This is a genomic window from Streptosporangium sp. NPDC048047 (assembly GCF_040653115.1).
Classification (GTDB): domain Bacteria; phylum Actinomycetota; class Actinomycetes; order Streptosporangiales; family Streptosporangiaceae; genus Streptosporangium.
Map to the genome: position 1 here is coordinate 10,716 of NZ_JBEZNH010000055.1, position 14,314 is coordinate 25,029.

A 14,314-nucleotide genomic window follows, 5' to 3' on the forward strand; every position below is an offset into this window, starting at 1 on the left:
GACCCGCCGACCCGCCGACCCGCCGACCCGCCGACCCGCCGACCCGCCGACCCGCCGACCCGCCGACCCGCCGACCCGCTGACCCGCTGACCCGCCGACCCGCTGACCCGCCGACCCGCCGACCCGACTCCGTGCGGCCGTACAGTCGTCCTCCCGGGGGACGTACCCGGCGTCCCGGCCGCGATAGAAATCCGGAATGACTGTTTACGCGACCGAGCGGCTCATCGTCCGCGAGTGGACTCACGACCCGGCCGACCTCGGCCGGATGACCGACATCTACACCCGGCCGGAGGTCCTCCGCTGGCTGCCGCCCTTCACCTTCGAGGCGGCCTCCGCGGTGGACGGCTGGCACGCCTTCCACGAGCGGGACCGCAGGTTCGGCTCCTGGGCGGTCGAGGTCCGTGACACCGGGGTGCCCGCCGGGACCGTGCTGTTCCGGTCGATCCCCGGCGGCGACGGGGAGGTCGAGGTGGGCTGGCACCTCCACCCCGACTCCTGGGGCAACGGCTACGCCACCGAGGCGGCCCGGGGCGCGGTCGAGCGCGGGTTCGCCTCCGGGCTGGAGGAGGTGTACGCGCTGGTCAAGCCGGGCAACGACGCCTCCATGGCCGTCTGCCGGCGGCTCGGGATGACCCCGCGGGGCCGTACCACGCGCTTCTTCGGCATGGAGTCGGAGATGTTCCGCCTCGCCCGCGACCGCCGCTCCTAGGCGCTCAGGCGCTCAGGCGCTCAGGCGGTCACGGCGGACGGGGACCGGCCGGAGAGCGCGTCCAGGGCCCCGGTCAGCGACGCGGCCGCCCGGGCGCGGAGCGGGGCGTACTCCTCCTCGGGATACTGCCGGGGCCCCTCCTCCACGAGCAGGATCAGGGCGAGGTAGAGGCGGTAGAGGGTGATCCGGGTGCGCGCGGCGTCGGTGAACGAGACCGTGCCGCCTGCCTCCCGGTAGCCCGCCACGATCTCGTCCGACTCCTCCAGCTCCCCGAAGATGGTCGGGGTGACGAACTCGGCCAGCGGATCGCCCCAGAACGCCCGCTCGTGGTCGATGAGCGCCTGGACGCGGGGACGGCCTCCGGCGGTCGTCAGGAAGACGTTGCCCGGCCAGACGTCGAAGTGGACCAGGCGGGGCTCGGTCACCTCGTCCAGCGCGCCGGCGTTCGCCGCGATCACCCCGGAGATCTCCCCGGCGGGCCTGGGCAGCGACGTCGCGTAGCGGTGCGCGTCCGCGAGGACGGCGCCGGTCATCGTCAGGAACGCCTCCCGCCAGGTGGCGCCGGTCAGGCCGGCGTACGGGTAGCCGTAGACGTCACCGGTGACCGCGTTCAGCCGGGCCAGCAGGCCGCCGAGCTCCCGGCGCACCGCCCGCTCGTCCGTATCCCCGAGGCCGGCGTGGTTCCACGGCACCCCGTCGAGGGTCGAGAGGAACAGATGGTCTCCGCCCAGCACCGGATCGTCCAGGCCGGCCGCCAGCAGCTCGGCGCACGGCACCCCGGCCGGTCCGGCCAGACGGTAGACCATGGCCTCGGTGCGCAGCAGGCGGCGTTCGTAGCTGAGCTGCTCCATCTCGGGGAGAGGCGCCGTCTTCAGGATCACCTCGCGGCCGTCGCGCAGCGTCAGCCGCCACACGGCGTTGGCGTAGCCGTCGGTCAGCTCCGTGGAGGCGACGACCCCGGAGCCCAGCGTCCGCCGGGCCAGCGCGTCGAGGTCGGCTCCGGTGAGCCGCCGCTTGGTTCTGCTTTCCATGACGCCTCTTCAGTAGGGGGAGATGGTCCAGGAGGTCTCGGCCTTCTCGCCGGGCCGCAGCACGATCAGGTCGGTGCCGGAGTTGAAGGCGTCGGGCGGGCAGGTCATCGGCTCGACCGCCAGCCCGCGGTGGCCGAGGCCGGTGCCGGTGCACACCTGCACCCAGGGCAGCACGGAGGCGTCCCAGCGCACCTCGACCCCGCCCTCGGGGCCGCGCAGCCGTACCGTGGCCTGACCGGAGCCATCGGCGATGAGGCCGGTGAAGGCGTGGTCCACGGCGGTGTCGCCCACCACGCGCGGGACCGTGAAGTCATACGGCGTGCCGGAGACGTCCTCCAGCGCGCGCGGCAGCAGCCGGTCGTCCACCAGCAGCACCCTGCCGGCGGGCACGTGCAGCTCGTACCGCTCGACGTCGTCGCCCGCCAGCAGCCACGGGTGCGGGCCGCAGCCGTAGGGGGCGGCGGCGTCGCCGGTGTTCTCGGCGGTCAGCGTGGTGGTCAGCCCGCCGGGGGCCAGCGAGTAACGCACCTCCAGGGCGACGGTGAACGGGTAGCCGGGGGTGGGGGTGATCGTGTGGGCGAGCCGGACGAACCCGTGCTCGTCCTCCACCGACAGCCACTCCACCGCCTTCCAGTCGGCCTCGGCGACCAGCCCGTGCAGGGCGTTGCCGCGGTCCTCCTCGTTCACCGGCAGCCGGTACTCCCCGCCCTCGAAGGTGTAGCGGGCGCCTCCGACGCGGTTGGGCCAGGGGGCGAGGAGGGTGCCGCTGTAGTAGGGGATCGGCCCGTCCGCGGGCCAGGAGACCACGAGGTCGCGCTCGCCGTCGCGGAGGACGCGCAGGGCGGCGGACCGCTCGGTGATCTCGGCGTGCAGGGTGCCGCTGCGGAGGGTGAACTGCCGGGACAAGGGGAGATCCTTTCGATCGGGCGGGCGGTGCGGACGCCCTGCCCCATTTTCGCAGCCCGGCCACCGCCGGGACCGTCGCAACATGGATGGGAGCGCTCCCATGACGGTCCAACGTTAGGGACCACCGAGGCGGCGGTCAACGGCCGGTGATCACCGAACGGATACACGCCCGCGTGTATCCGATCCGTATCTCCCTTCCCGGGGGCCTTCGTAACGTGACGGGCACCCGCGGAACGGCGTGGAAAACCTTCTGCGCGTGGGACGCCGCCCACGATGACGCGTCGTCGAAAGGAGACGAGAGGAGGAAGGCCCGCCGGGACGCTCAGGCCGAGTCGCGCTCGACCAGGTGGGTGTCCAGTATCACGACGGGCTGTTCCAGACGTTCGCCGTTGATGCGGGCGACGAGGAGGTGGGCCATCTGCCGGCCCATCGCCTCCGTCGGCTGGTGGACGCTGGTGAGCGTGGGGGAGGAGTGCGCGCCGGCGGCGGAGTCGTCGAATCCGATCACCGCCACGTCCGACGGGACCGCCCTGCCCTCCTCGCGCAGTACCCGCATGGCCCCCAGGGCCATCGGGTCGGAGGCGGTGAACACGGCGTCCAGATCGGGGTGGTCGGCCAGCAGGCGGCTCGTCGCCTCCATGCCGCTCTCCTCGCTGAAGTCGCCGTAGGCCACGATCTCCGGCAGGCCGGTGGCCAGCAGGGCGTCGCGGTAGCCGGCGAGCCGGTCGACGCCCACACCCATGTCCTGCGGACCGGCGATGGTGGCGATCCTGGAGCGGCCCTTGCCCAGCAGGTACTTGACCGCCTGCCGGGCTCCGGCCCGGTTGTCGACGTCGACGTAGCTGTACGGGGTCAGGCCGACGGGGCGGCCGCCGATGACGGTCGGCACGCCCATCGCCTCCAGGCGTTCGGGCAGCGGGTCGGCGCCGTGCAGCGAGATCAGCAGCACCCCGTCGACGTGCTGGCCGGTGAGGTAGTGCTCCAGCCGCTCGTGCTCCTGCTTCGACTGCGCCATCGCGAGGATAAGTTGCAGACCGGTCTCGGATAGCGCCGAGCCGATGCCGCGGATGGTCCCGGCGAAGTAGGGTTCGTCGAAGACGCGGAACTCCGACTCCGAGACCACCAGCGCGACCGTGTCGGTGCGCCGGGTGACCAGTGCGCGAGCCGCCCGGTTGGGGACGTACCCCAGTTCCTCGATGGCCTGCTGCACCGCCTCACGGGCCTTCTCGCTCACCTTGGGTGAGCCGTTGATGACCCGTGACACGGTGCCGCGGCCGACACCGGCCAGTGCCGCGACCGCCTCGAGCGTCGGACGACGGTCGCCGTTCATGTTGCCTGCCCCCATGAATGATTCGCCGGCCCCTTATTCTGCCGGACCGTTCAGGCCTCCGCGCCTGATGGTCCCGGCATACCAGAGAGCACTCTCCTTGGGAATACGCTCCTGGGTCGCATAGTCGACGCGGACCAGGCCGAATCGCTTGTCGTATCCCCACGCCCACTCGAAGTTGTCCATCAGGGACCACGCGAAGTAGCCCTTCAGCGGCACCCCCGCCTCGATCGCCTCGTGGCAGGTGCGCAGGTGCGACTCGATGTAGTCCACCCGCTCGCGGTCGTGGACCACGCCGTCGTCGCCCACGACGTCCTCGAAGGCGGCGCCGTTCTCGGAGATGACCAGCGGCACGCTCGGGTACTCCCTGGCCAGCCGCAGCAGGATCTCCTGCAGGCCGGTGTGGTCGATCTCCCAGCCCATGGCGGTGACCGGCCGGCCCGCCTGGACGAACGACACGGCCTCGCTGCCGACCCAGGGCGAGCCGCTGTCGGTCGGCGCCGCCGCCGCCGACGCCGCGCCGCCGGGGACGCCGGAGACGGTGAAGCGGCTGTAGTAGTTGACCAGCAGCATGTCGATCGGGGTGGAGACGATCTCCATGTCTCCGTCCTCGGTGAAGTCCGCCATCCCGTCGAGGTCGATCAGCACGTCCTCGGGGTAGGCGCCCTTGAGCAGCGCGTCCAGGAAGAAGCGGTTCTGCAGGCCGTCGATGCGGCGGGCGGCGTCCCGGTCGGCCTCGGACTCGGTCTGCGGGGAGATCGCGTAGAGGTTGACGCAGCCGCCGATCCTGCTGTCGGACCGCTGGGCCCGCATGGCCTGGGTGGCCAGGCCGTGCGCGAGCAGCAGGTGGTGGGCGGCCCGCACCGCCTGGGCCGGCTCGCGCCGTCCCGGGGCGTGCTCGCCGGAGGCGTAGCCGAGGAAGGCCGCGCACCAGGGCTCGTTCACCGTGCTCCAGTTGCGCACCCGGTCACCGAGGGCGTCGTGCACGGCCGCCGCGTAGTCGGCGAAGCGCTTCGACGTCTCCCGCGACGGCCAGCCGCCCGCGTCCTCCAGAGCCTGGGGCAGGTCCCAGTGGTAGAGCGTCACCCACGGGTCCACGCCCCGCTCCAGCAGCTCGTCGACCAGGCGGCTGTAGAAGTCGAGGCCCCTGGGGTTGATCGGGCCGGAGCCGTCGGGCTGGATCCGCGGCCAGGAGATGGAGAAACGGTAGGCGCCGAGGCCGAGGTCGGCCATCAGCCGCACGTCGTCGCGGTAGCGGTGGTAGTGGTCGATCGCCACGTCGGCGTTCTCGCCGTTGACGATCCGGCCGGGCTGGCGGATGAAGGTGTCCCAGATGGACCGGCCGCGCCCGTCCTCTTCGAGGGCCCCCTCGATCTGGTAAGCGGAGGTGGCCGCCCCCCAGACGAAGTCCGTCGGGAACAGCAGTTCCGCGGCCTGTAGCCGTGTCTCTTGCGTGGTCACGCCTTGACCGCACCTTCCATGAGGCCGCCGACGATCTGACGACCGAACGCGACGAAGACGATGAACAGGGGGAGGACCGAGACCGCCGTGCCGGTGAAGAGCATGACGTAGTCGGTGCCGTGGGCCTGGTTGAGCGCGGCGATCGAGGTCTGCACCACCGGGTTGTCGGGGGTCAGCACGATCAGCGGCCACATGAACTCGTTCCAGGTCTGCATGAAGACCAGGAGGGCGAGCACCGCCATGCCGGGCCGCAGCGCGGGCAGGATGACGTTGGCGTAGATCCGCATGGTGGAGGCCCCGTCGACCCGGGCCGCCTCGACGAGCTCGTCGGGCACCGCCTGCTGGGTGTACTGGGTCATCATGAAGACGCCGAAGCCGTTGACCAGGAACGGCAGGATCACCGCCTTGATCTGGCCGGTCCAGCCGAGGTCGACCATGAGCTGGTACAGCGGCACCACGCCCATCTGCTGGAGCGGCACCATCATCGTCACCAGGATCAGGCCGAGCAGGATCTTGCCGCCCTTGAAGTGGAGCTTGGCGAAGGCGAAACCGGCCAGGGTGGAGATGAGCACGACCGAGACGGTCACGGTGACCGAGATGATCGCCGAGTTGGTCAGGCCGAGGAGGAAGTGGGCGTCCTCGGTGTTCAGCAACCGCTCGATGTTCTCGCCGAGCTGGCCGCCGGGCAGCAGCGGCGGGGGTACCTGGCTGGCGTCCTCGTTCGTCCGCGTCGCCATGATGAACATGTAGTAGATCGGGAAGGCCGACACCACGAGTGCGAGGGCCAGGACGACCTTCGTCAGCGGGGTGGCGTCCCAGATGCGGTTCGGCGCGGACCCGGTTCTCGCCGGGCGGCTCCGGGAGTGGATCGCCGTCATTTGTTACCCCCGATGCGGCGGGTGAAGGAGTAGTTGATGAGGGTGCCGATGAGGATCAGCGCGAACAGCAGCCACGCCGCGGCGGCCGCGTAGCCGAAGTCGAAGTCGCGGAACGCCTCCTTGACGATGAACATCGCCACCGTCTGGTACTGGCCGGTGGCGCCCCCCGCCATGGTGGGGTTGCCATCGAACAGGACGGGCTCGGTGAACAGCGTCAGTCCGCCGATGGTGGAGATGAAGACGATGAAGATGAGCGTCGGGCGCAGCATCGGGATGGTGATCTGCCAGAACTGCCTGCGGGCCGACGCGCCGTCGAGGGCGGCGGCCTCATAGAGGTCCTTGGGAATGGTCTGCATCGCGGCGAGCAGGATGATCGCGTTGTAGCCGGTCCAGCGCCAGTCGACCATCGTGGAGATCGCGATCCACGCCGTCCACCTCTCGTTCTGCCAGTTGATCGCGTCGACCCCGAACAGGCCGAGGAACCAGTTGATCATTCCGTAGTCGCGCCCGTAGAGCTGGGTGAAGACGACGGCGACGGCGACGACGGAGGTGATCATCGGCAGCAGTACGCCGAGACGGAAGAAGAGCCGGCCCCGGATGCGCTTGTTGAGCGCGTTGGCGAGGACGAGCGCGAGGACGAGCTGCGGAACCGTCGAGATGACGAACATCGCGAGGGTGTTGGCCACCGTGTTCCAGAAGGCCGCGTCGGTGATCAGGGAGATGTAGTTCTCAAGCCCGACGAACGACTTGTCGCCGGCGAGCTCCCAGTCGTAGAGGGAGACCCAGAGGGTGTAGCCGAGCGGGAAGACGCCGAAGACGGCGAAGAGCAGGAAGTACGGGGAGACGAGGAAATAGGGGGTCGCCCGGAGGTCGAACCTGGCGAGCCCGCCGCCCCGTCCCGAGCCGCGGTGACCGGGGGATCGGCGCGGGGTCCGTGGCCGGGCCGGCGCCGGAGAGTCGACGTGCAGGGTCATCGGTAGCCTTTCAGCGGTGGGCAGGCGACCGGCCCGGCGGCGGGATCACCGCCGCCGGGCCGTGCCGATCGGGACGGGTCAGCCCGCGGCCTTGACGCCGGCCTCGACGAACTTCTGCCACGCCTGGTCGTAGGGCACCGAGCCCTGGTCCATGCCCTCCAGCACCTTCTCCACCGAGGTCTTCACCTGGGCGTGCTTCTCACCCAGGAAGACCGGCTGCAGGTCCTTGACCGAGTCGCCGAAGATCTGGCCGGTGGGAGCGTTGTTGAAGTAGTCGCTCTTCAGGTCCTTGACCGCCGGGTCCTGCTGAGCGGGGATGGAGCTGGGGAAGGCGTTGGCCTCCTGGAAGGCCATGACGTGGCCCTCCTTGCCGGTGAGGTAGTTCAGGACCTCGGCGGCCTCCTTGGGGTGCTTGCTCTGCTTGGTGACCGCCAGGTAGGAGCCGCCCCAGTTGCCCGCGCCGCCGGGCACGCCCGCGATATCCCACTTACCCTTGCCCGCGTCGCCGGCCGCGCCGGAGATGACGCCGACCATCCAGGCCGGGCAGCCCATGACGGCGAAGCCGCCCTTCTGGATGGCGGTGTTCCACTGCGGCTGGAAGGAGGGAAGCTTGGCGGTCAGGCCGGCCTGGCTGAAGCTCTTCACCGTCTCGAACGCGGTCTTGATGGCCGGGTTCGACTCCAGGATGAGCTGGTTGTTCTTGTCGAAGTAGGCGACGTTGCCGTTCTTCGGCGCCTCCTGCGACAGGACCACGTTGTAGAGGGTGTTGGGGCCGTCGAGGAACTTCGGGTCGCCCTTGGCGGTGTTGGCGGCCTGGAACTTCTTGCCGACCTCCATGAACGCGTTCCAGTCCGGCCAGAGCTTACTGACCTCTTCACGCTCGCTCGGGAGACCGGCCTTCTCGAACAGGTCCTTGCGGTAGCACATCGCCATGCCACCGATGTCGGTGCCGAGGGCGAAGAGCTTGCCGTCCTTGTTGATGCCGTTCTCCCACTTGGCGGCGGGGAAGTCGCTCTTGCGCTTGTCCAGGCCGTACTCGGCGAGGTCGGCGAAGAACTGCGGGCGGGCCTTCATGAGGCCCATCGCGCCCTCGTCGATGCCGACCACGTCGGCCGCGCCGCTGCCGGCCTGCAGGCGCTGCAGGAGCTGGGGCAGGAAGACGTCCTCGAACCGGTCGGTCGGGTTCTCGTGCTTGATCTGGATGTTCGGGTGGGACGCGTTCCAGGTCTCGACGGCCTTCTTGTAGCCGAAGTTCGCGCCGCCGCCGAAGGTCTGCACGGTGATGGTCACCGGCTCGGAGGCCGAGCCGCCCGAGGCGGCCGTGTTCTTGGCGGGCTCACTCGAACTACAGGAGGTGACCGCCAGTGCTGCGGCGGTCATCACCACGACGGCGGCGAGCTTGCCGTGTCGCTTGGTGTTCAACATTCCGGACCCCTCTCAGGTGGTCGCCCGAATCGATTGGGAGGTGACATCGCGAACCGGCCCCCGACGAACGCGATCGGCGATGGGTTGCGCGCGGGCAGCTTTTGGGAGCGCTCCCACGAAGACTGGACGATGGGCAACCGGCGCGTCAATATGCCGAAACGTAACCGTTACATCGCGGGTGTTTCAGCTCGGCGAACAGTCGTTAAGGTGACAAACTGTGCGATCGGGCGCTTGGGAGCGCTCCCACCCCAACATGACACGACGCGGCGAACGCTCACCAACCGGGATCATCCAGTGCATCGGGGATCGTCCGGCCCTTCCTCGCGGCGATAAGGTCCCGGCCGGAAAGCCGAAACGGCGACCCGGTCGTGCCGGGTCGCCGTCCGTCGTCCGCCGGTCCTCGCCGCTCCCGGAGGGACGGGAGCGGACGAGGGAAGGGGAGAGGGGAACGGAAGACCGGAGTCGTCCGTCAGCCGTTGTAGGCCGGGTATCCGTAGCCGTCGACCTGGGCGACCGGCCGGACACGCTCCTCGACCTTGCCGTTGCCGGTGTTGCCCTCGATCGTGGTGATCGTGCCGTCGCCGTTGTCCTTCTTGACGAGACCCACGTGGTCGATGGCGTCGATGTCCTTGCTGCCGCCCCAGTCGAAGAAGACCACGGCGCCGGGCTTCGGGGTCTGACCCCAGCGTCCGTTGTCGGCGAACCACTTGGCGTAGCTGACGGTGTAGGCGTCCCAGCCCATGGTGGGCCGGATACCGGCCTGCTCGCCGACCCAGGAGACGAACATCGCGCACCAGGGGGCGTTGGCGTAGTCCTGGATCCTGCCGCCGTCGCGGGCGACGGTCTCCTTCGCGCGCTGGCTGGAGAGGTACCAGGCATGGAACTTGGTGCCGCCGCCGGCGGCGTTCTCCGAGACGCCGATCTGCTGGGCGGCGATGTCGAGGACCTGCTGGGCGCTGACCTTGGGCAGGTTCTGGGCCTGGGTCTCGGACGAGGCCGCGGCGTTCTCGGTGACGGACCCGGCCTGCGGGCCGGAGGCGTGGCTGTCGGCGAGGGCGGGAACGGTGGTCACGGCACCGCCGGCGAGGACGATGGACGCGCCCACGAGGGCGCGGACCAGGCTGTGCTTCCCGGGGGTGAGGCGGTTCTTGGCCATGGGAGAGTTCGGCTCCTTGCGTCGCTTCCATGCCGCCTACCGGGTTAGCTGACGGGTTCGGGCTGGGAAGTGCCCTACGGCGCGCGAACGCGCTGATTCACCCCATGAAGTGGTTCCCCGGTTCCGCGAGAGCCGCGGATTCGGCGGCCGCGCCCATCGACGGAGTGATCCGTCGTGATGATGCGCGGTCGGGCAATGTGTCGACGAGAGATGGGTCTGTGGACCTCGGTACTCATCGCGAACGAGTAGAACGTACGTGCTGCTCCAGGCCGATTGCAAGCTCCCGCATTGCCTTTACTTGGGAAAACGCCGAATATCGGTGATCGCCGGCTTCTCGGTCCGAAGATCGGCGACTTCGGGCCAAAGGCTTTCGCAAAAGCCGCAAACCCTTGCGGCACAGGGATTTCCGCACCGCGGAACCGGCGACGCCCCGGCGCGACGAACGGTTCTTCCCGGCTGAATCGCCCCCTAACGTAGATCTTTTTAAAGGGGGATCGTTTTACCTGTTCAGCGCCTTGCCGGGCGTCACGTCGCCGGGCGCGCGTGCTCGGATGTTCATCCGCGGTTCCCGGCCGCGTAAGGCGTCACGGTTACGGTGAGGCGATCGTGAACGGGTCATCGCCCGGCGTGGAGGAGGGGCGGGACCACGCGCGGGAACAGCCTTCGGCCATCGCCTGGGCGGAGTCCCCCCTGCAACTGCTCTGCGTGGTCGAGGCCTGCCACGCCGGGCTGCTCGGCGCCCCCGTCCGGGTGGTACCCCGTGCCGGCTCGCGCCCGCTGACCGCCACCCGCCGGGAACTGTCCCGCCTCGTCCTTCCCCCGGGGCTGGAACAGGCCGACCCGGCCCCCGGGCCGCCCAGGCCCCGGCGGGGCATCACCTGGGTGATCGGCGACGCCTTCTCCGGCCGGGTCCAGGCCCGCTGGCTCACCGCACTCCCCGGACGGATCGTGGTCGTCGACGACGGGCTGGCCACGATCAGGCTCCTGGAACTGCTCGCCGGGCCCCCCGGCAGGCCGCTGCTACGGGCCCGGGCCACCGCGGGCCCGTCGCGCTCCGTCCTCGGCGCGGCGGCCGGTCTGCGACTGCGCTCGGCCGCCCGGTCGGGCCGGCTGACGGTCTTCACCGCGATGCCCGTCCCGGACGACCTGGCGCGCGCCGTACGCGGCAGGGGAGCCGAACTGGTCGTCCACGACTTCACCTGGCTGCGCGCGCAGCCACTGCGCCGGCCCCGGCCGCAGGAGCCCACGGTCGTCCTCGGCACCTCACTGGTGCGCAACGGCCTGATCCACCGCGACCGCTACCTCACCTGGCTCGCCGGGGTGGGCGCGGCCGGGCCGATGGCCTATTTCCCGCACCGCCGGGAGGACCCCGGCGACCTCGAACGGATCGGCGCGCAGCCCGGCGTCACCGTCTACGACGCCGGGGCCCCCGCCGAGATGACCCTGCGGGGACTGGACGCCGGGCAGCGGGTGCTCAGCCTGCCGTCCACCGCCGTCACCTCGCTACGGGTCCTGCTGGCACCCCGGGGCGTCACCGTGGAGGCGGTGGACGTCCCCGACGACTGGTGGACCGCCCTGGCGGTGCCCTCCCTCCGCTCACACCTGTCGATGTCCGCTCCTCACGACACCGGAGTCAAAAAGTGAAGGTCCTGGCCGTGGCCGACTCGGATTCCTATCTGAAGTGGGCCGCCCACCTGCTCGCGGGCCTTCCCGGCGGCTGTACGGCGGAGCTCGCGGTGATCCGTACCCCCATCGCGCCCTCGCCGGCGCAGATCCGCGCGGCCGTCACCGGGGTGGCCGCCGACCCTCCCGTGCTGTCGGCGCGGGCGCTGCGCCGGGCGGCCGAACGGCTGCGGCCCGACGCGGTGCTGGCCGCCTGCACCGGCCCGGTGGTTGACGTGCTGGTCGGTGAGGTGCTCGCCGGCCTCTCGCCCAGGCCGGTGTTCGTCTCCGGGCTGCCCGGCATCTCCGTCCCCGCCACCGAGAAGGCATGGCTGTTCCGCAGCGGCTGCGACCTGTTCGTCCTGCACAGCGGCCGGGAGGTGGCGGAGTTCACCGAACTCGGCCGGAGGCTGGGCGGCGGCGGCGCGGTCGGCCTGGCCCGGCTGCCGTTCCTGCCCGCGGGGCAGGCCCCGCCCCCCGCCGGGCCGCGCGACCGCGTGGTGTTCGCCGCCCAGGCCAAGGTGCCCAGGCGCAGAGAGGACCGGGAACGGATCCTGCTGTCCCTGGCGGATCTGGCCGGGCGGCGGCCGGACCTGGACGTCGTGGTCAAGCTCCGCGCCCTCGACGACGAGCGGCAGACCCACGCCGAGCGGCACCCCTACCGGCGGCTGTGGGAGGAACTGGCCGGGCGGGACGCGGTCCCCGCCGGCGCGGTGCGGTTCGAGGCCGGCCCGATGCGCGACCACCTCGCCCGCGCGGCGGGGTTCGTCACGGTCAGCTCGACCGCCGCGCTGGAGGCGATCGCCTGCTCCGTTCCCCTGCTGGTGCTGTCGGACTTCGGGGTCGGCGCCGAGACGATCAACCTCGTCTTCGAGGGAAGCGGACTGCTCGGCACCCTCGAAGACCTGGCCGCGGGGCGCTTCCTCACCCCGGACGGGGAGTGGTGCCACGCCAACTACTTCCACCCCGGCGGGCTGGACGACTGGACCTCCCACCTGGTCACCCTGGTCGGCATGGCCCGCTCGGGACGCCTGGTCCCGGCCCGCTCCCTGCTCGACGGTCCGGCGTACGCCGCCGCCCGCCGCCGCGCCCGGTTGCGCGTCGAGGTCCCACCCAGGGTGCTGCGCGCCGGGCGCCGTTTTATGGCGACGCTGCGCGTCGCGGCTCGGGGCTCTTGATCCGGTGTCTTGCGGTTCTCATGGCGACGCTGCGCGTCGCGGCTCGGGGGCTGGTGACCGGTGTCTTCCCTCGTCGTTCACTCGCTGCGCTCGCTCTCTCCTCAGTCCAGACACCGGCGCCCCCGAGCGGGTCCGGGCACCGGCGTTCCTGGGCGGGGGACATCAAGGTCTCTGGGCGGGTTTGGACACCGGCGTTCCCGAGCGGGCTTATTGCGACACTTCGTGTTGGGGCTTTGGGGACTCGGAGGAGTTGAGGGCGGGGTCTTCTCCCAGGGCCAGGAGGGGGAGGCGTAGGACGAAGCGGGCGCCGTGTTCGCAGTCGGCGACGCTCAGGGTGCCGCCGTGGCCCTCGGCGATCTCCCGGGCGATCGGCAGGCCCAGCCCGCTGCCGCTCACGTCGCGTTCGCGGCCCTCCTTCAGCCGGACGAACCGCTGGAACACCCGCTCCCGGTCGGCCTCCGGGATGCCGCCGCCGTCGTCGATGACCTCAAGCACCGCGTGTCCCGATCCGGAGTCGGGGCGAACCTTCACCTGCACCTCGTGTTCGGCGTGCCGTAGCGCGTTGTCCACCAGGTTGGTCAGCACCCTGGCCAGTTGCAGCGGATCGCCCTCGACCAGCGCGCCCGCCGTCAGGTCACGACTGATCTCGTCGGGGCGGCGGTCCAGTTCGGCGCGGACCAGCTCGCCCAGGTCGATCCGCTCACGGTTGTGCGGGGCGGCGGCGTCCAGCCGGATCACCGCCAGCAGGTCGTCCACCAGCAGCTGGAGCCGGTCGATCGCGTGGTCCAGCCCCTCGAGTGTCGCCTCGGTGTCCGGTTCGGGATCGGACAGCGCCAGGTCGAGCTGGGTCCGCAGGGCCGTGACCGGGCTGCGCAGCTCGTGGGAGGCGTCGGCGGCGAACCGCCGCTGCCGGCCGACGGCCTCCTCCAGCCGCTCCAGTGTGGCGTTGACGGTCTTCGCCAGTCTCCTGAGCTCCTCCGGGTGATGCGGCTCCGGCACCCGCCGGCCCAGGTCGGTGGCGGTGATCTCACGTAGTTCCAAGCGGATGTCCTCGATCGAGGCGAGCGCCCTGGACATGCTCACCCAGGTGGCCAGGGAGACCAGGCCCACGCAGAGCAGGCTGGCCGCGCCGAGCAGCGCGACCCGCGGCGGGTCGGAGAACAGGCCGGGTTCCGGCTGGGCGACGTAGACCATCCCGCCGGGGACGGCGTAGCCCACGGTGATCATCCGCTGGCCGTTCCAGGTGGCGATCCCGTCCCAATGCGGGGCTCCAGGGGCCGGACGGGCCGTCGCCAGGGGGCGCAGACCGGCCGACTTCGGCTCGGAGGAGGCCACCCGCCCGCCGATCACCAGCTGGACGACCCCGTCGTCCTCGCCGACCGTCAGGGTGGGTGTGCTGTCCTCCCTGACGGTCTCCGCGTTCTGCCGCGCCAGCGACGCGGCGCGGTCGTGCACCTCGTCGGCCCTCAGCTCCCGGAGGGCGGCGAGCAACCCGATCCAGCCCAGCGCGACGACCAGCGTGGTCAGCAGCGCCGCGATCACGGTGCTGCGCGCCCGCAGCGTCATCCCCACACCCCTCGTCGCGATCCCCCGAACCGCATTCAAGC

12 protein-coding genes and 1 riboswitch are annotated in these 14,314 nt (G+C 70.9%); of the genes, 3 read left to right on the plus strand and 9 right to left on the minus strand.

The features are described from left to right. Positions 1 to 196 precede the first annotated feature (196 nt). Positions 197 to 709 carry a GNAT family N-acetyltransferase gene (locus AB0D67_RS31890; protein WP_362944272.1) on the plus strand — a complete coding sequence of 171 codons (513 nt, stop codon included), beginning with the start codon at positions 197 to 199 and terminating at the stop codon, positions 707 to 709. A 20-nt stretch (positions 710 to 729) separates the two neighbouring features. On the opposite strand, the gene AB0D67_RS31895 is transcribed toward AB0D67_RS31890, so the two are convergent. From AB0D67_RS31895 to AB0D67_RS31930, 8 genes are all read right to left on the minus strand, one after another. After that, entirely contained in the window at positions 730 to 1,740 is a 1,011-nt protein-coding gene (locus AB0D67_RS31895; RefSeq protein ID WP_362944274.1) for an aminoglycoside phosphotransferase family protein, read from the minus strand. Positions 1,741 to 1,749: 9 nt separating this feature from the next. Then, on the minus strand, positions 1,750 to 2,646 hold the full coding sequence (locus tag AB0D67_RS31900; RefSeq protein ID WP_362944276.1) for an aldose 1-epimerase family protein: 897 nt from the start codon (positions 2,644 to 2,646) through the stop codon (positions 1,750 to 1,752). 322 nt (positions 2,647 to 2,968) lie between these two features. Next, the gene (locus AB0D67_RS31905; RefSeq protein ID WP_362944320.1) at positions 2,969 to 3,976 is read right to left on the minus strand and encodes a LacI family DNA-binding transcriptional regulator; all 1,008 of its coding nucleotides are present in this window, start codon (positions 3,974 to 3,976) and stop codon (positions 2,969 to 2,971) included. Between the two features lie 33 nt (positions 3,977 to 4,009). Next, positions 4,010 to 5,434: a GH1 family beta-glucosidase gene (locus AB0D67_RS31910; protein ID WP_362944278.1), complete on the minus strand. Its 1,425-nt coding sequence runs from the start codon at positions 5,432 to 5,434 to the stop codon at positions 4,010 to 4,012. After that, complete coding sequence (locus tag AB0D67_RS31915) at positions 5,431 to 6,312, minus strand: carbohydrate ABC transporter permease (protein ID WP_362944280.1); 882 nt, start codon at positions 6,310 to 6,312, stop codon at positions 5,431 to 5,433. The genes AB0D67_RS31910 and AB0D67_RS31915 overlap by 4 nt, the downstream gene beginning before the upstream one ends. Next, positions 6,309 to 7,286 carry a sugar ABC transporter permease gene (locus AB0D67_RS31920; RefSeq protein ID WP_362944282.1) on the minus strand — a complete coding sequence of 326 codons (978 nt, stop codon included), beginning with the start codon at positions 7,284 to 7,286 and terminating at the stop codon, positions 6,309 to 6,311. Before AB0D67_RS31920 ends, AB0D67_RS31915 begins: the two co-directional genes overlap by 4 nt. Positions 7,287 to 7,364: 78 nt before the next feature. Further along, positions 7,365 to 8,711: an ABC transporter substrate-binding protein gene (locus tag AB0D67_RS31925; protein ID WP_362944284.1), complete on the minus strand. Its 1,347-nt coding sequence runs from the start codon at positions 8,709 to 8,711 to the stop codon at positions 7,365 to 7,367. Between the two features lie 469 nt (positions 8,712 to 9,180). Beyond that, positions 9,181 to 9,867, minus strand: coding sequence for a CHAP domain-containing protein (locus AB0D67_RS31930; protein WP_362944286.1), 687 nt, complete (start codon positions 9,865 to 9,867; stop codon positions 9,181 to 9,183). 18 nt (positions 9,868 to 9,885) lie between these two features. Further along, a riboswitch (cyclic di-AMP (ydaO/yuaA leader) is annotated at positions 9,886 to 10,023 on the minus strand. Positions 10,024 to 10,473: 450 nt separating this feature from the next. Between AB0D67_RS31930 and AB0D67_RS31935 the strand changes: the two genes are divergently transcribed. Further along, positions 10,474 to 11,511: a hypothetical protein gene (locus AB0D67_RS31935; RefSeq protein WP_362944288.1), complete on the plus strand. Its 1,038-nt coding sequence runs from the start codon at positions 10,474 to 10,476 to the stop codon at positions 11,509 to 11,511. Between the two features lie 11 nt (positions 11,512 to 11,522). Beyond that, positions 11,523 to 12,707 (plus strand): DUF6716 putative glycosyltransferase, encoded by a 1,185-nt coding sequence (locus AB0D67_RS31940; protein WP_362944290.1) that lies wholly within the window; start codon positions 11,523 to 11,525, stop codon positions 12,705 to 12,707. Between the two features lie 207 nt (positions 12,708 to 12,914). On the opposite strand, the gene AB0D67_RS31945 is transcribed toward AB0D67_RS31940, so the two are convergent. Continuing rightward, positions 12,915 to 14,273: a HAMP domain-containing sensor histidine kinase gene (locus AB0D67_RS31945; protein ID WP_362944291.1), complete on the minus strand. Its 1,359-nt coding sequence runs from the start codon at positions 14,271 to 14,273 to the stop codon at positions 12,915 to 12,917. Positions 14,274 to 14,314: the final 41 nt, after the last annotated feature.

Bases quoted from the DNA above. Each gene is read 5' to 3' on its own strand.
- AB0D67_RS31890 (WP_362944272.1), top strand. From the start codon at position 197: ATGACTGTTTACGCGACCGAGCGGCTCATCGTCCGCGAGTGGACTCAC.
- AB0D67_RS31895 (WP_362944274.1), bottom strand. From the start codon at position 1,740: ATGGAAAGCAGAACCAAGCGGCGGCTCACCGGAGCCGACCTCGACGCG.
- AB0D67_RS31945 (WP_362944291.1), bottom strand. From the start codon at position 14,273: ATGACGCTGCGGGCGCGCAGCACCGTGATCGCGGCGCTGCTGACCACG.
- AB0D67_RS31925 (WP_362944284.1), bottom strand. From the start codon at position 8,711: ATGTTGAACACCAAGCGACACGGCAAGCTCGCCGCCGTCGTGGTGATG.
- AB0D67_RS31930 (WP_362944286.1), bottom strand. From the start codon at position 9,867: ATGGCCAAGAACCGCCTCACCCCCGGGAAGCACAGCCTGGTCCGCGCC.
- AB0D67_RS31905 (WP_362944320.1), bottom strand. From the start codon at position 3,976: ATGAACGGCGACCGTCGTCCGACGCTCGAGGCGGTCGCGGCACTGGCC.
- AB0D67_RS31915 (WP_362944280.1), bottom strand. From the start codon at position 6,312: ATGACGGCGATCCACTCCCGGAGCCGCCCGGCGAGAACCGGGTCCGCG.
- AB0D67_RS31920 (WP_362944282.1), bottom strand. From the start codon at position 7,286: ATGACCCTGCACGTCGACTCTCCGGCGCCGGCCCGGCCACGGACCCCG.